We start from the raw sequence: 16,684 nt of genomic DNA, 5'->3' as shown, positions 1-16,684 counted from the left end.
AGGGTAAGCATGGCTTACCCTTTTATTTTTTACAGTTTAATTCTTTTCTTGTTCAAGCTTTTCGCGGGCTGCTTTTAATTCTTCAGCCAACTCTTTTGCTTTTTGCTTGGTTTTTTCAGAAAGTTCACCAGCGGCTTCTTTACTCTCGATCCATGCATCTATGGCAATTTCTTTACCGTCGTCATACATGCTTAAACCCATTTCTTTGCTTTCTGCTAGCAGTGCTTGTAATGAGTCATCGTTAAACTCACTGGTTGCCTCTTTTACATCTTTCCATGCATCATTGACAGCTTGCTTAACTTCTTCTTTCGCTTCGGCTGCGTCTTTTTTTGCTTCATCAGCATCTTCACACCCCGTTAGGGCAATACATCCTAGTAAAACTAAACTTGCTAATTTTTTCATATTTTTCTCTAATGGTTAATTAACACCATAAGCAGTATAAGCATTTAAAAATGAATATAGCTAGAACAACACGGCTAAGTTTTCGTTTAATGGACGAAAATGATGCAGAATTATTATACGAGCTTGATAACGATCCTCAGGTAATGAAATATTTAACCCGTGGTAAAGTATCAACAATGCAAACAATTAAAAACACTTTTATCCCCCGTTTAAATGCTTTTCGCAATGAACAAAAGGGCTGGGGGCTTTGGCAGGTATGCGTTACCGACAACAACATGTTTATTGGCTGGGTGTTAGTGAGGCCAATGGGATTTTTTGATAAGCCAGATTATAGCGACCTTGAAATTGGTTGGCGTTTTAAACGTGTTAGTTGGGGGCAGGGTTATGCATCTGAAGCCGCTTTGAGTGTTGCATTGGCGGTTAGTCAACACCTCGAAGTTAAAACACTCTCAGCAACAGCCCTAAAAGATAACCTTGCATCGATTAGTGTAATGAAAAAGCTAGGGCTAAAATTTATAAAAGAATACCTGCACCAAGATGAACACGGAGAATTACCAGCGGTGCTTTATTCATGTCCGAAAACAGAATTAACCTCACTTAAGCGTAACTAATTGACCTTAGTAGTTTGGCATGTATAAATGAGTATAAAAACGTCAAAAGGAATTAGTATGCGAACTTTAATAAAATACACGGTCAGTGTCTCGCTTCTCGTTGTATTATTTTTTCATCCGCCATTATTAGCCAAACAAGCGGCTGTGGCGATGCCAGACAGTTACAGTAGCGATACTGCACGGGCAATTTTAGAGCAAGGCGGTAATGCCATTGATGCAGCCATAGCAGCCCAATTTGTGTTGGCTGTCACGTTACCTGAGGCCGGTAATATTGGGGGCGGCGGTTTTATGCTGATTCAAAAAGACGGCAAAGGTGACTTTATAGATTACCGTGAAACTGCCCCCGCAGCAGCTCATCGCGATATGTATCTCGATGAAAAAGGGAATGTGATAGACAACATGTCAGTGTACGGTATTCACGCAAGTGGTGTGCCGGGCAGTGTTGCCGGAATGTGGCTAGCACACCAAAAGCATGGCAGCTTAGAGTGGAAAACCCTCGTAGACCCTGCGGTAAAGTTGGCAGAAGACGGTTTTATTGTGCACCCGAAACTTGCTTCAAGTATCCAAAAATATATTTCGCGAATGCAGAAAAAGTCGATAAAAGTTAACTTTGCTGATTATTTTTCTGATGCTAAAGCTAATAAAACCTTTAAGCAACCAGAGCTTGCGGCAACGCTTAAGCGCATTCGTGATAATGGCAAGGCGGGGTTTTATGAAGGCGAAACAGCTAAAATAATTGCCACGTTTATGAAACAGCATGGCGGTATCATTACAGAGCAAGACCTTAAAGACTATCAGGCCAAATCGCGTATGCCTATAAAAGGTCATTGGCGTGGTTTTGAAGTGCTTACTTCACCGCCACCCAGTTCAGGGGGCATTGCTATTTTACAATGGCTAAAAATGTATGATCTTGCTAAACCAACAGGCCCTTTAGAGCATAACTCGACCCGCTATGTGCACATTCTTGCAGAAGTCGGCAAACGAGTCTTTGCTGATAGAGCAGAGTATTTAGGCGATCCTGATTTTTACGATGTACCAAAAACAGCCTTACTCGCGGATGATTATCTCGCTAAACGTGCAACGGGTATTCGTAATGATGTAATTTCAACAACTGAAAACATCAAACCAGGTTTACATGAAAGTGAGCAAACAACACATTTCTCAATTATTGATCAGTGGGGTAATGCGGTCGCAAACACAACAACAATCAACTTAAGCTTTGGCAGCGGTGTGGTTGTTTCTGGAGCAGGCTTTATTCTTAATGATGAAATGGATGACTTTAGTGCTAAACCAGGTGTTATGAATGTTTTCGGTGCATTAGGCGGTGAGGCCAATGAAATTCAACCACACAAACGGATGTTAAGCTCAATGACACCCACCATTTTATTACAAGACAATAAAGTGAAAATGGTAACCGGTTCACCGGGCGGCACCACCATTATTAGTTCAGTGTATGAATCAATCTTAAATGCGGTAGAGTTTAATATGTCTGCTGAGCAAGTCGTAAATAGCCCGCGATTTCATCATCAACTGTGGCCTAAAAACGTGATAAGACACCATAAAGGGCTTGAGCCAAAGGTTATTAAAGCGCTTGAAAAAATGGGCTACAAACTTGATGAGCGTCACTTTGGTGATATGCATGTGATCATCAATAAAGATGGCAAGCTCGATGCCGCATCTGAAGAATCTGGTCGTGGTAAAGCGATGGTATTTGATACCCTTAATTCGTCTAATTAAGTGAGCAATTTTTAACGCAGGTAGCGACCCGTTTAATCCCTCAAAATAATGAAAAAAGGCACCAAAGGTGCCTTTTTTCAGTGTGTGATTTTTATTAACCAATAGCAGGGATTACACCAGCCATCTGTAAACCTTGGGCGCTAATGATTAGCACACCAAATAAAGCCGCCAGTACTAAACCAACATTACCCCCTTTTACTTGGTAACCTGTTTCAGGTTGGCTTCGGCGTTGTTTGTAAACCATGGCGACAGGCAAAAATACGGCCAGAATAACCAAAGCAATCGCAGCGTAGCCAAGGGCCATAATAAAACCTTGTGGGTAAAATAATGCAAAACCAAGGGGCGGTACAAAGGTAATTAATGCCGTTTTAATACGGTCTTTACTGCCATCACCTTTTTTAAAGGCATCAGCAAAAAAATCAAATAAACCCAAGCTCACACCTAAAAATGACGTGGCGAGTGCTAAATCTGCGAAAACATTGACCGCAGTCGCAACATGAGGGTTATGTGCAATACTTGCTACACTGCTAACAAAGCCAGATAAACCTTGGCTTTGCATTAAGTCATTTTGGCTCATTATGCCTTGGCTCAACAGTTGCCAAAAAATGTAAATGACGAGTGGTAATGCGGCACCTGCCACCATGACTTTTCGTAAAGTCTTAATGTCGAGACCCACATATTTAACAATCGATGGAATGGAGCCATGAAAGCCAAAAGATGTAAACACCACCGGAATAGCTGAAAGAATTAAACCTTGTTCAATAGGCATTTCGAGTAGGTGCTGGCCATGCACATACGGTGTGAGCATATAAAATAAGCTTGCCAGTACGCACACTTTAATTGTGAAAAGCACTCTATTAAGCTTATCAACCTTACTTGTGCCCAGTGTTACTACGGTACCAATGACCACGGCTAAAATAACGGAGCCAACTTGGGGGGCCAGCGAGAGTGACAAGCCATTATTTAGCTTTTCTTGCAACTGTGCACCACCGCCTGCTATGTATGCGGCGCATAGGGCATAGAACAAGAACATAACTGAAAAGTTAGCCACCCATTGCCCTCGCTTGCCCAACCAAGATTTAGCCAAGGTGTTGAGTGTCGCGTCTCTGTCTGCATATTGATGAAGCTCTAACATTAATAGAGCCGTGTAAGTCATTAAAAACCAAATTAATAAAATGAGTGACAGCGCGGTGGTGAACCCAAGCCCCGCAGAGGCGATGGGCAATGCCAGCATCCCTGCTCCTATGGTGGTGCCAGCAACAATTAACATGCTACCTATTGTTTTATTTTTAAGCACTTTTTGACCCTTAAACTTCGTGAGAGGCATGCAAGATATAACTTGTTTAATAAAACTTAAATAGTTTTGTTATAAATCAAAGAAACTTATTGTAACTTATGATTTACAAGCACGGTTAGGCGCGTAAATATTAGGCTTAATTTTATTCTACATTGTCGTAATTTTGAGTTGACAAAATAATCATATAGGCAGATTCTTAACGCTCTTCTACTTACTTTTTTATGATGATGATGCAGCTAAATAAACGACCAAATAATCGCAGTATGCGTCTGGCAACGCCAGCCGTGTGGTCAGTTATGTGCTGCGGTTAATTAAGTAAGTTTTACTAACCGCGTTCAAAGCGGTTGGCCATTCTTTGTTTTTTTCCTCCGCTTTTTTCGCCTTATTAAAGGAATAAGCTTGTGCCAGTTAAAGCCTCATATTTTTTAATGGTGGTGATTTGGTCTACAACCCCTCTAGGTATTGTTTGGAGTAGTGAAACCGTTGCGCCCACATTGGCAGTCTTGTTAAGAATGCTGGTGGGTCTTGTGCTTGCTGCATTGGTGGTTGCTATCGCTAATATCCGAGTGCCTTGGCATCGTCGCGCCTTATTCTTATATGCATACTCGAGTATCGGCATATTTGGGGGCATGCTACTGAGCTATATGGCCGCCAAAACAGTGCCTTCTGGCTTAATATCGTTAATGTTTGGTTTGGCACCTATTTTATCGGGATTACTGGCGCAGAAAATTTTAAATGAGCCAAAATTCAGCACACTAAAACTCGCTTCACTTGGGTGTGCACTAATCGGTCTTTTTTTAGTAAGTCAGCGTCATATTCAAGGTGGGGTAGAGCAGCTAAGTGGGTTGCTGTATGTATTTATGGCGGTGTGTTTTTTCAGCCTAAGCGGGGTGATGATCAAACGTGTTCGAATCGCTATTCACCCAATGGCGACGACATTCGGTGCTTTAGTCTTTGTAACGCCTTTATTTTTTATAACCTGGTTATTGGTTGATGGTCAACTCAATAGCGAGCTTTGGAGCGTAAAGTCGCTTTACTCGATTGTGTACTTAGGGGTGTTTGGATCGTTAATCGGTGCATTGGCGTATTTTCATGTTTTGCAAAAACTGAATGCCAGCACGGTAGCCTTGACCACCTTAATTACACCAAGTTTTGCTATTGCAATTGGCGGCATATTTAATAATGAGCCGATTGATCAAGCACTGATTGTTGGCGCAACTGTCATTATGATTAGCTTGGCGTTTTTTCAATTTGGTGACAAGTGGCTTAAGCGCTTTAAACGCGTTAAGCCAATTAAAATGAATTAGCAGTGTAGTCGCCGTATAGCGGCGACTACATTTTTGCAATTTGAATAACCAAGCGACGGTTTGTATTTCGCCCTAAAATATTGTCATTAGTGGCAACATGGCGTTTTTCACCAAACCCTTCGGTATCCACTTTATTTTCATCGATGCCTAAGCTCACAATATACTCTTTGATTGCTTTAGCCCGCTTTTTAGAAAGCTCAAGGTTATTCCAACGACCACCGTAGCTATCGGTATAAGATGAAATTGAAATAGCAGAAATACTGGTGTCATATTTGAGGTATTCGGCTATTTTATCTAAGCGTTTTTGAGATGATTTTGTCAGCTTACTGGAGTTAGGTTCATAGTTCATTACCGTGAATGAGATATCTTCAAAGCTGTAAGGCAGCATGGCATCTCGGCATTGTAAAAAAGCCCAATAGGCTTGTTTAAAATTAACACTCGACAAGCCTACGGCAATTTTATCGGCACGGTTTTGCCAATCTTGGTAATAAAAAGTAGGCTGATAGCCTTTTTCGAGCTCTGTCAGCATTTCCCAAGCCGTTTTATTGCCTAGCTCACCGTCAAATTTACGTAATAATTTCATATTCGCAATATCGCGTGCTGGTAGGCCTGCACGCCAACTGGGCGGCACAGCTTTTAAACCAGCAATACTGTAATTTTCTGGACGTACAACCATGTCGAGATTAAAGTTGACGTCTTTATTCTTGCTGGCAGAAGTGCTAAAAATGGCTTCGCCATAAAAAGGAACTTCATGATTTAATTGGCATTCTAAGCGCGATGTTTTAACCATTTGCCAATTTGAAGTATCTGCGGTAGCAGTGTATTCGCGCATGGCACTGCTTGCATGCGTGGCTGCAAACGTTGTTAAAAGGCCGAGGCTTAAAGAAAGTAATGAAAGCTTCATCACAGTAAATCTCCAACAAATCATCAATGCCAAATAATTGGCAAGTTTTATAGCAAGCAGTCCATAACTGCCTGACAGCGTGTTAGCTCATTAAGTTAAAGCAATTATTGTGCCTAAAAACCCTGTAAGAATCTGTGATTTAATCGCTTTTGCTCTAGCAGAGCAGCTGTGGTTTTTGACATAATAGCCAGCTTACACTGGCAAACCAAGAAGACTATGGAAAATACTGAACAAACTCTTTTCGCAAAACGCTTTCGTGGCTTTTTCCCCGTGGTTATTGATGTTGAAACGGCAGGGTTTAATAAAGACACTGATGCGTTACTTGAAATCGCTGCTTCTGTTTTAAAAATGGATGACGATGGAGTGTTAAGCATTGACCATACGGTGCATTTTCATGTTGAGCCATTTGAAGGCGCGAATATAGAGCAGGCCGCGATTGATTTTAATGGCATAGACCCATTTTCGGCGTTACGCGGTGCGGTGCCTGAAGAAGAGGCCATTAAAGAAATCTGTAAAGCCGTACGTAAAGCACAAAAAGCGGCAGGTTGTCAGCGCTCAGTGGTGGTTGCGCATAATGCGGCTTTTGATCATGGCTTTTTAAATGCGGCGATAGAGCGTTGTAAAATTAAACGCACACCGTTTCATCCGTTCGTGAGTTTTGATACGACCTCTCTAGCGGGGCTTGCGTTGGGGCAAACTGTATTAGCGAAAGCCTGTCGTGCAGCGGGTATTGAGTTTGATAATAAACAAGCCCACTCAGCGCTCTATGATACAGAGCGCACAGCAGAATTATTCTGTCTAATTGTTAATCGTTGGCAACAACTAGGCGGATGGCCATTGCCAGAGCAAGCTGAAGAGAGTGAAAAGCTAGACTCAGCCGCTAAAACGACTGAGTAATTTTCCCTTCGAAGTATCGCACTAAGTGGGGAGGGTAAATACGTGAAAAATGTTTACTCTCTTGTGCTATTTTCAGCTCAACGCCCGGATGCATTAACTCATTCACTTTTAAGCGACTGGTTGCCAACAAACGCGCAATCTTTTGCTTAACAAGGTATTTCTTTTTCTTAGTGCTTGCGGTTTTAATTTTTATTTGTTGTTCACTGGCCGTTATTTTATTGATGTAATGCGCACGTTGAGCTGCATTGGTTATTTTATTCGCTTTTTTTCGAGCTTGTTGTAAGGAGGCTGCTTTACTGGCAAGCAGCTTTTCAAAGTCATTGATTTGTTGTTGCTTTTGTCTTAAATCATGCCAGTACTGCGCTATAAAGACACGGGTTTTAGTGCCTGATGGCGCACCTAGCTCACCGGTTTCGATGCGCATTGCATCTAAAATATTCCCGCCAATAATTTTGCCGCGAGGGTTATTCGCTTTACCGACACGAATTAGACGACGTGCACTTAAATCACAGTGCAGAGCTTGACGCTCTATAAACAGATCTTGCTCACTTTTAATATGGCAAAACTGTGCATACCCAACCGAAATAGTGCGTGTTGCGCTTATATTGCATGTAAAGTGATCTTCATTTTCTCGGTGCCGGCCAATGGCCCCGAGCATAATAGTGACTTCGCTTTTACTTTCGATTGTTGCTGATTCAACAAATCCCAGTACTGTAATATCACCTGTAGCTTTAACGCACATACCATCTTTAACATCGCCACTAATGATAACACTGCCATCAAACTCAACATGGCCCGTACTGATATCAACATGATGAAAACACAACACATCGTCTACGCGCATGCCGCGGGGCAGTGCAACGGGCACCCCTTTGGTGTCGGCAATGAGTAAATTACTGTTCATCGGATCAAGGCGGGTCCCTTCAAAGGGCTCTAGGGGGTAATCTTTACCTGCTTGCGCGGGTAAAGTATCGCCAAATACAGTAAAGCCATTTTCACCCGCAGTTGCAGGAATACGTTGCATAAGTGGCGCACCGGGCTTAACCGTGATAATCGCGCCCAAGTTTCGCATATCAACCTTGCCACCCGATGTGGCTTGTGGGCTAAGAACGCGATCTTGTGCTGTTGAACATAATCGGACAAACCGTGCATCGTTCCCATCTTTTGGGTTACGACCATGCGCAACAATAGCACTGTAGTGCGCACCAGCAGGTTGTTTAAACTGCTGACCTAAAAAAGTATCAAGCGCAGGGTGACTTATGCCGCTCTTAACTCCCGCAGCAGATAGCGCTGCTTGTGCATCATCCATACTCACAACTTTGCCACCACGTGCTGTTGTCAGGCTCGCTTCTGCAATCATATTTTTTTCATCAACGGTGATTTCAATATGTGCATCAACGGCTTTTGCAACAACCAATGATTGATTTTGATATTGACTGCTAGGTGTAAAAAGTTTGCCAATATTAGCATCAACAAGTTCACAGTCTGCGTAAGACGATTGCTCAATTAACTCAAGGAGTTGTGAACTCGTTATGGGAAAGCCAGCATCGCGCGGATGCTCACACAAGGATACATATCCACTTTGCTCATCGAACAAAAACATCGACATCAAGTAAGTCCTGTAAAAGAGGCCTGTTATTATTATTTTTCCGTTGCTACAGGATTGTTTTAAGAAGAGGTAACAACGTCTCCCATTTCAGCACAACTTTTGTATGATGTTAAGAACTTGTATGCTTAATATGTGAAAATTCGTATAAAAACTGACTTTTCCTGTTTGGTTTTTCAGCACTCAAAGGGGTTATGCCAAAATAACCTGATTAATGCCTTGAGTATAAAGGGTTTACTCAGTTATACTTCACATACACTCTGAATGAGATACCAAATTCAGGGGCTGATTAGGATTCGACGGAATTCAAGACGCCCGAGGTGCATGTCGAGGTGCGGTTGGCCTCGTAAAAAAGCCGCAATTTAAAGTAATCGCAAACGACGATAACTACTCTCTAGCAGCTTAGGCTGGCTAGCGCTCCTTCCATGTATTCTTGTGGACTGGATTTTGGAGTGTCACCCTTACACATGATCGCGACGGAAACCCTGGCCGGGGTTGAAGCGTTAAAACTAAGCGGCCTCGCCTTTGCAGATCGTGTTCGTCCGAGCTGTAAAGGTTAACTAAAAGACGATACTAAGCATGTAGTACCAAAGGTCGAGGCTTTTCGGACGGGGGTTCAAATCCCCCCAGCTCCACCAAACATAAAAGGCCGCTCTCAGAGCGGCCTTTTTTATTGCCTAAAATACACCCCTAATTCATTGATTATAAAGGGTTATTCACGTTAAATCACACAACTAACTGAACGGCATCGATGATGGGTTTGTTTTCAACATCAATCGTTTCGATGATGTGTTTATGAAGGCGCTTTTTATGTTCGGCAAATATAGGGCGTTTTTTATCGAACTGGCTGGCAAATTCGAATGCGGTATTAAACAAGCTTTCGCTGTCGGGGCAGGCTTGTTCGATGACGTGGTCTGCAACAAGCTCGCTTGCTGTAACCCGGCGTCCTGTCAATTTCATTTCGTTAAAGCGGTAATAAGGCATCGATTTTTTTACAAATTCAATCATGCCTGGTAAAAACGGAATCGATAAATCAACTTCAGGAAAACAGAAAAAGCCGCGGTTACTTTGCATAAATCTAAAATCGCAGGCGCACGCTAAAATAGCCCCATTACCAAATGCATGGCCATTAATAGCGGCAATAACTGGCATTGGGTAAAGTAACAAACGTTTAAATACGGCATCCATAGCGTGCATAAAACCACTTACTTCTTCATATTTTTGTGCTTTTAAAGCGGGCATTAGCCAGTCGGTGTCTATACCTAAACTCCACGATTTTTCATCACTTGAGGTAATAATCAGTGCTTTGTGTTCTGAGTTCGCTTCAATGTCATTAAGGCAATTTAAAAATGCTTCTGCAAACGTGGGGTTATGGCGGTTTTCACCTGCGGTCATTGTGAGAATAGCAACACTGCCTTGTGTGCTTACGTTTATGGGGGTCATGGTGTGCCTTTATCGTTTTCTTTTGTTATAGGTATAGTTATATACCATCAGTTGCACAAAATAAACCTCTAGTCCGACCAGTTTGAGTGCTGAGGAGGTTCTCCGCTTTTAGTCGAAATGCAGTTTCAAACAGTCGCTAATACTATCTTGCCATGGTAATTTTAGTCTAAACACTCTATTTAAAGCGCGATAATGGAACTGGTAAGTTGGGATTTCTTTAGTGGGGGGTTGTTAAGCCCGATCAGCACAATTATCTTAATTATATTGGCAGGTTTTACCTCGATGGTGTCTGCTGCATTTGGTGCTGGTGGCGGGTTAATGTTGTTAGTCATTATGGCGTCAATGATGCCTATGAGTGTGGTGATCCCTGTGCACGGCTTAGTGCAGCTGGGCTCTAACGCGAACCGCTTTTTATATACTTTTAAGCATATCGATGGCGCTATGTTTTTATATTTCTCGTTGGGAGGAATCTTTGGTGCACTGGTAGCGTCAACTATCGTCACCGCTATTCCGCTTGAGTTAATGAAAATAGTGGTGGCAGCTTTTGTGCTCTATTTGCTTTGGGGTGTGACACCTAAGATCAGAGAAACATCAACGCTTTGGCGCATTTTAGCAGGGCTTTGGACCTCGTTTATTTCGATGTTTGTGGGTGCCAGTGGGCCGCTGGTTGGTAGTTGTTTGTATGTAAATAACTACAATAAGCTGCAATTTACCGCGACATTTTCGAGTTGTATGACGCTGCAGCATACTTTAAAGGCTATTTTGTATGGTGCTGTCGGGTTTGCATTTTGGCAGTGGTTGCCGCTTGTAATGTCGATGATTATGAGTGGTGCAATAGGCACTTGGCTGGGTTTGAAGCTATTGCACCGTATCTCATCAGATAAATTTAAACAGATTTTTCGTTTAGTACTGACGTTACTTTCCCTGCAACTTGCGTGGCAGGGAATCTATTTTGTGTTTGCTTAGTTACCTGCTAATAGCTCGTCGAGTGGTTTGTCACCATTAAATAACTCGAATAGTTGCGATTTATCAGGTTTATGACTGGCGATATAAACCAGTGCATCAGCGACATCTTCTCGGTTTATCACGGCATCTTGGCGTGTTGCAGGACGATTTATGGTGAATAATCCAGACGCCGATTCGTTAAGGAGTGTGCCTGGCCTTACTATGCTGTAATGTAAGCCACTGTGTAGTAGATGCTCATCGGCCATGTGCTTAGCCACTAAATAGGGTTTGATGCTGCTTTCAATGCCATCGGGATCATCAGCGCCAATGGAGCTTACCATGATAAAGTGCTCAACCTGTGCATCAACTGCATAGTTAATTGCTTTTACCGCAGCCCATAAATCAATGAGCAAGGTTTTATCGGCACCGGTTGCACCACCAGAGCCGGCACTAAAAATAACTTGCTGTACCCCTGTAAGTGCGCGACTAAAATCATTTTCTAGATCCTGCTCAACAATGCTCAGGTTTGGGTGCTCAATATCAGTCAATTTGCTTTTATCACGTACTAATGCCACGACTTCATGCTCTTGAGCGAGCATTTTTTGGGTGGTCATTTTACCTATTTGTCCGCTTGCACCTATGATTAGGGTTTTCATACCAAACTCCTTCCAGTTGCGTTAACTTTTACGTGTAACTTACTACTTTGGGGTGTGATCTTAATTTTAAAGGGACAAATTAAACTAATTTGTAATCGGCTTGAAAAAGAAGGGGACTTTTTAGCCCCCTGTCTTTTTAGATTTTATTACGAATTAGGTCGCGAATAATAAAGCGAGCAGGGTGAATTGCTTGGCTAACACGTTCGCTAAAAGGTCTGGGTTCATTGTTTAAGCAGGCGACCAAGTGTTCGGCACACAGTGGCGCACTGCACAGACCTCTTGCCCCAAACCCTGTAAGCACATGCAAGCCTTGTTGAGGTTTTGCTAAGGGCTGATATTGGTAACGTTTTCCGAGTCTTAAATTCGCAAAGGCATTGACATAATCGTCTTGCTCCGCCCACTCGCCAGCCATTGGTAGGTGATCAATAAAGCTGCATCTTACTGCTGCTTTGGCTGCGGTAATTTCGCCTAATGATGTGGCAAAGTCACTGTCTTTATAGAAGCTAAGCAGTTGTTCTCGATTTGTTTGGTTGTCTTGCTCTTTCACTTCGCGGCTTTTTGAGTTTTTCTCAAATGTTGCCCCCATGCAGTGATGCTCTTGAAACTCAGGGGTAAAATATCCTTTATGACACAGCACCGTTTTTAATTGTTTGGATTGCTCACTTGCCTCAACATGCGATACCTGACCACGCACACCTACAGCGGGCAATGCCTGGGTTTGCTTAAATTGGTCGCTATGCTCGCCCGCACATATTATTACATCGCTAAATGGACCAAATTGCTGTGTTTTTGTGTGTAACACCCAACCTGATTCTGTTTTTTCAAGTTGTTCAATATGGCAGTTAAAATGGGTTTTAATTGGATTGAGTGAGTATGCCTTATTAAAGAGGGCGGTCACTAAGGCAGGCGGGTTTACCCAGCCACCTTGTTCAAAGAATACGCCAGAGTAGCCTGTGTTTACTCCCGCAATATCATCGCCTTCAGTCGCACTGACATTGCGCATTAATTCAGTTGGCCAAAGCGCTTTGTCGGCTAAATTTTGGTGTTTATCGGCCAAGCCCTGTTTTACTGCGTGTTGCAATACACCACACCATTGGTGAGGGTAGTCGAAGCCGTCATCGAGTAATTGTTGATATAGGCGTTTTGCGTATAAAAAGCTATGCGCAAACATTTCGCTGTGCGGTGAGTTCTTGGCTTGCAGGTGCGGGTAAACAGCGCCCTGAACATTGTGTGAGGCCCCCATAGCAAGTGCGTCATCTTGGCAAAAAAGTGTCGTTGTAATGCCCCTTTTTGCTAAAGAGTACATCACACTACTACTGGCGATGCCGCCACCGATAACAGCAACGTTATTTAATGTACTTGCATGATGAGAAAAATACGAAGGGCCAGATTGCTGCTCTGTGGGTGTTGTTAAGGTGCCAATCAGCATTTCACGTTTTTTGCCGTAGCCTTTGGCTTTGGCCATAGCGAAACCGGCTTCAATTAAACCGCGTCTAACAAATCCTGCAGCTGTGAACGTAGCTAGGGTGGCATGTTCGCGTGAAATTGCACGCATCTTATTAAACACACTTTGCTGCCACATATCGGGGTTTTTACTCGGCGCGAAACCGTCTAAGTACCATGCATCAACAACGCCTTCACATGGATAACTCATGGCATCAATGCTGTCTTGTACGTCACCAAAATAAAGGTCGAGTACGACTCGCCCGTCGGCAAATTCTAATCTGTGGCAGCCAGCAAGGTTAATGGGGTATTGAGCAATTAACTGGGCACTAAATGTGTGTAAGCTAGGCCACGCTTTTAGTGCATGGGCAAGGTCATCACGTTTAATTGGAAATTTTTCGAATGAGATAAAATGCAAGCGGCTAACCGAGCTATTGTCACTTTTATTTACACTAAGGTCGTGTTGATTTTGAACTTCTTGCTTGTCATGCTGCCTATCAAGGTGAGCAGCAAATTGCTGCCAGGTATTTAAAAAGTTAAGCCCTGTACCAAAACCCGTCTCGGCAATAACAAAATGCGCGCGGTCATGATTTTGTAATCGTTGCGAGATATTGTTTTGTTGATAAAACACATAATGCGATTCAGCTAAGCCATCGTCATTGGAGAAGTAAACATCGTCAAACTGATCGGCGACGGGTGTACCAAGGTGATTAAAATGTATATTTGCGTTTTTGATCATGGTTTAACTAAATAACTACAACTTTTTTTCATTATTTTACGTGTTTTCTTTGAAATAGTCTGGCGTTATTTATAAGCTACACATTCAGAGTACATGTGTACGCTAGAAAGCTGACCACTTAACGTGTATTTTCAGCGTAAAATAGAACACAATTTAGTATAGAGCTAAGGTAATTACCCATGAGAAGAGCCGTTATTACGGGCATCGGTGTTGTTTCAAGCATCGGTAACAACAAAGAAGAAGTATTAGAATCATTAAAACAAGGCCGTAGTGGTATCGCGTTCAACCAAGAGTTTGCTGATTACAACCTACGTAGCAACGTTTCAGGCAAAATCGATATTGATGTTAAAGAATTTGTTGATCGTAAAGCGATGCGTTTTATGGGCGATGCAGCAGCATATGCTTATATTTCAATGGCACAAGCAATTGAAGATGCAGGCCTTAATGAAGAGCAAGTTTCAAACGAACGCACTGGTTTATTAGTGGGTTCGGGTGGTGGTTCATCTAAATGGCAAGTTGAAGCTGCTGACATTCTTCGTGAAAAAGGCGTGAAGCGTGTAGGTCCATACATGGTACCGCGCACGATGGCGAGCACCACGTCGGCATGTCTTGCAACACCATTCAAAATTAAAGGTGTTAACTACTCAATTAGTTCTGCCTGTGCAACATCTGCACACTGTATTGGTCATGCGGTTGAGCAAATTCAACTTGGCAAGCAAGATGTGATCTTTGCGGGTGGTGGTGAAGAGCTTCACTGGACACTGGCGATGGAATTCGATGCAATGGGCGCATTGTCGACTAAATATAACGAAACTCCTGAGAAAGCATCGCGCACTTACGATGCAAACCGTGACGGTTTTGTTATCTCTGGTGGTGGCGGTATCGTTGTCGTTGAAGAGCTTGAGCATGCACTTGCTCGTGGCGCACACATCTACGCTGAAATCACAGGGTATGGTGCAACTTCTGACGGTTACGACATGGTAGCACCATCAGGTGAAGGTGCGGTACGTTGTATGAAGCAAGCAATGCAAGGTCTTGAAGGCGGCATTGATTACTTAAATACGCACGGTACTTCAACCCCAGTTGGTGATGTTAAAGAGCTTGGCGCAATTCAAGAAGTGTTTGGCGGTAACTCACCGATGATCAGTGCAACAAAAGCAATGACGGGTCACGCATTAGGTGCGGCAGGCGTTCATGAGGCTATTTTCTCGTTGTTAATGCTAGAGCACAACTTTGTTGCACCTTCTATCAATATTGATGAGTTAGATGAGCAAGCAGAAGGTCTAAACATTGTTACTGAGCGTAAAGACGTTGAACTGAATACAGTAATGTCTAACAGCTTTGGTTTCGGTGGCACAAACGCCACACTAGTAATGAGCAAATATAAAGGTTAAACCTCTCCAGTATTTGCCAAAGCCGAGCGTTTGCTCGGCTTTTTCGTTTCTAACTCTGCACTGTATTCTTTGCCTTTTATATTTATTAAGCGTGAGTCTGTATGAGTAGTTACGCTATCCGTATAGCTATATTTTCGTTACAATAGCGCCACTTTTCTGCTTCTCGGACACACAGATGAAAATTCTTGCAGATCAAAATATGCCATTGGTTGAGCAGTACTTTGCCGATTTTGGTGATGTTGAGCGATTTGATGGCCGTAACTTACAACCTGAGCAGTTGGCTGGGGTTGATATACTATTAACTCGTTCAGTGACAAATGTTGATAACGCGTTATTAACTCAGGCAGATAAGTTGAAGTTTGTTGGTACGGCAACCATAGGTGTTGACCACATTGATACTGAACTACTGGCTGAGCGCAATATTGCATTTAGCAGTGCGCCGGGCTGTAATGCCGTTGCTGTAGCAGAATATGTTATTAGTAGTTTATATGCTTTATGCCAAGAAAATGCTGAGTCACTGCAAGGTAAAACCATTGGTATTGTTGGGGTAGGCAGCATTGGTAGTTGTCTGCGCGATAAGTTAAACCTACTGGGTATGAACGTATTGCTCTGCGATCCTCCTAAGCATGAGACGGGTGAATTAGTAGAACATACTGATTTTGATACCCTTCTTGACACTGCCGATATTATTACGTTTCACGTGCCGTTGGTGAAGCAGGGGCCGTATAAAACGTTGCATATGTTAAACAAACAACGTTTAGCTAAGCTTAAAGATGGCACGACGCTTATTAATGCAAGCCGTGGTGATGTTATCGATAATCAGGCTTTGCTAGAGTTATTTGAGCAAGGAGCGAAACTTGATTGCGTGCTTGATGTTTGGGAAAACGAGCCAAATATACTCACTCCGCTACTTAATTATGTGCGTTTTGCGAGTGTGCACATTGCAGGCCATACCCTTGAAGGAAAAGCCCGTGGTACTCAAATGTTGTACCAAAAAGTGTGCGAACTTGAGGGGGTTGCAGCACTGAAGTCGCTGGAAGATTTTTTACCTGAACCAATTAGCCATGCTGTCTCGCTCGGTGAAACCTTTACGTTAGATGACATAGGCCGCTTAGTACACCTTATTTACGATGTTCGTCGTGATGATGGCATTTTGCGTAGTAAGTTAAATCAAGAAGGGTTTGATAGCCTACGGAAAAATTACCCGCCACGACGTGAGTTTAATACACTGTCGGTGGCTGCAAACAGTGCCTGTGAAGCCGCTTTAGCTGCACTGGGATTTAGAATTAACGAATAAAGTCAG

14 protein-coding genes and 1 other RNA gene are annotated in these 16,684 nt (G+C 42.8%); 8 read left to right on the top strand and 7 right to left on the bottom strand.

The genetic code is table 11. The features are described 5' to 3' along the window. Window positions 1-36: 36 nt before the first annotated feature. Window positions 37-402, bottom strand: coding sequence for a hypothetical protein (locus D0907_RS10715; RefSeq protein ID WP_036967240.1), 366 nt, complete (start codon window positions 400-402; stop codon window positions 37-39). Between the two features lie 50 nt (window positions 403-452). On the opposite strand from D0907_RS10715, the gene D0907_RS10710 reads away from it, so the two are divergent. Continuing rightward, on the top strand, window positions 453-1,013 hold the full coding sequence (locus D0907_RS10710; protein ID WP_118844440.1) for a GNAT family N-acetyltransferase: 561 nt from the start codon (window positions 453-455) through the stop codon (window positions 1,011-1,013). 57 nt (window positions 1,014-1,070) lie between these two features. After that, window positions 1,071-2,750 (top strand): gamma-glutamyltransferase, encoded by a 1,680-nt coding sequence (gene ggt / locus D0907_RS10705; protein WP_075593711.1) that lies wholly within the window; start codon window positions 1,071-1,073, stop codon window positions 2,748-2,750. A 94-nt stretch (window positions 2,751-2,844) separates the two neighbouring features. On the opposite strand, the gene D0907_RS10700 is transcribed toward ggt, so the two are convergent. After that, a complete protein-coding gene (locus D0907_RS10700) occupies window positions 2,845-4,047 on the bottom strand; it encodes an aromatic amino acid transport family protein (RefSeq protein WP_176714534.1) in 1,203 nt (400 codons plus the stop codon). A 401-nt stretch (window positions 4,048-4,448) separates the two neighbouring features. Between D0907_RS10700 and D0907_RS10695 the strand changes: the two genes are divergently transcribed. Next, a complete protein-coding gene (locus D0907_RS10695) occupies window positions 4,449-5,354 on the top strand; it encodes a DMT family transporter (RefSeq protein WP_036967245.1) in 906 nt (301 codons plus the stop codon). Between the two features lie 25 nt (window positions 5,355-5,379). Here the strand turns inward: D0907_RS10695 and D0907_RS10690 are convergent, their stop codons facing one another. Then, entirely contained in the window at window positions 5,380-6,258 is an 879-nt protein-coding gene (locus D0907_RS10690) for a flagellar protein MotY (RefSeq protein ID WP_036967246.1), read from the bottom strand. Between the two features lie 216 nt (window positions 6,259-6,474). Here D0907_RS10690 and rnt point away from each other — a divergent pair, with 216 nt between their 5' ends. Further along, window positions 6,475-7,155: a ribonuclease T gene (rnt, locus tag D0907_RS10685; RefSeq protein ID WP_118844439.1), complete on the top strand. Its 681-nt coding sequence runs from the start codon at window positions 6,475-6,477 to the stop codon at window positions 7,153-7,155. Here rnt and D0907_RS10680 read toward each other — a convergent pair. Beyond that, window positions 7,139-8,764: a FapA family protein gene (locus tag D0907_RS10680; protein ID WP_118844438.1), complete on the bottom strand. Its 1,626-nt coding sequence runs from the start codon at window positions 8,762-8,764 to the stop codon at window positions 7,139-7,141. The two genes, rnt and D0907_RS10680, sit on opposite strands and share 17 nt — an antisense overlap. 278 nt (window positions 8,765-9,042) lie before the next feature. Here D0907_RS10680 and ssrA point away from each other — a divergent pair. Then, window positions 9,043-9,399: a transfer-messenger RNA gene (gene ssrA / locus D0907_RS10675) on the top strand. A gap of 88 nt (window positions 9,400-9,487) precedes the next feature. On the opposite strand, the gene D0907_RS10670 is transcribed toward ssrA, so the two are convergent. Then, complete coding sequence (locus tag D0907_RS10670; RefSeq protein ID WP_118844437.1) at window positions 9,488-10,204, bottom strand: enoyl-CoA hydratase/isomerase family protein; 717 nt, start codon at window positions 10,202-10,204, stop codon at window positions 9,488-9,490. 192 nt (window positions 10,205-10,396) lie between these two features. Between D0907_RS10670 and D0907_RS10665 the strand changes: the two genes are divergently transcribed. Next, window positions 10,397-11,170: a sulfite exporter TauE/SafE family protein gene (locus D0907_RS10665; protein WP_118844436.1), complete on the top strand. Its 774-nt coding sequence runs from the start codon at window positions 10,397-10,399 to the stop codon at window positions 11,168-11,170. Here D0907_RS10665 and D0907_RS10660 read toward each other — a convergent pair. Then, window positions 11,167-11,805: an SDR family oxidoreductase gene (locus tag D0907_RS10660; protein ID WP_036967306.1), complete on the bottom strand. Its 639-nt coding sequence runs from the start codon at window positions 11,803-11,805 to the stop codon at window positions 11,167-11,169. The genes D0907_RS10665 and D0907_RS10660 overlap by 4 nt on opposite strands. 136 nt (window positions 11,806-11,941) lie before the next feature. Beyond that, entirely contained in the window at window positions 11,942-13,987 is a 2,046-nt protein-coding gene (gene mnmC, locus D0907_RS10655) for a bifunctional tRNA (5-methylaminomethyl-2-thiouridine)(34)-methyltransferase MnmC2/FAD-dependent 5-carboxymethylaminomethyl-2-thiouridine(34) oxidoreductase MnmC1 (RefSeq protein ID WP_118844435.1), read from the bottom strand. Between the two features lie 179 nt (window positions 13,988-14,166). Here mnmC and fabB point away from each other — a divergent pair, with 179 nt between their 5' ends. Together fabB and D0907_RS10645 are read left to right on the top strand one after the other, a co-directional pair. Further along, on the top strand, window positions 14,167-15,381 hold the full coding sequence (gene fabB, locus D0907_RS10650; RefSeq protein ID WP_036967312.1) for a beta-ketoacyl-ACP synthase I: 1,215 nt from the start codon (window positions 14,167-14,169) through the stop codon (window positions 15,379-15,381). 175 nt (window positions 15,382-15,556) lie between these two features. Continuing rightward, the gene (locus tag D0907_RS10645) at window positions 15,557-16,678 is read left to right on the top strand and encodes a 4-phosphoerythronate dehydrogenase (protein ID WP_065978085.1); all 1,122 of its coding nucleotides are present in this window, start codon (window positions 15,557-15,559) and stop codon (window positions 16,676-16,678) included. The last annotated feature ends 6 nt before the right edge of the window (window positions 16,679-16,684 follow it).

Source organism: Pseudoalteromonas lipolytica, assembly GCF_003515105.1.
In the GTDB taxonomy this organism is placed as follows: domain Bacteria; phylum Pseudomonadota; class Gammaproteobacteria; order Enterobacterales; family Alteromonadaceae; genus Pseudoalteromonas; species Pseudoalteromonas lipolytica.
Note: the sequence above shows the minus strand (reverse complement) of the source record. Positions and strands in the feature narration are given on the sequence as shown.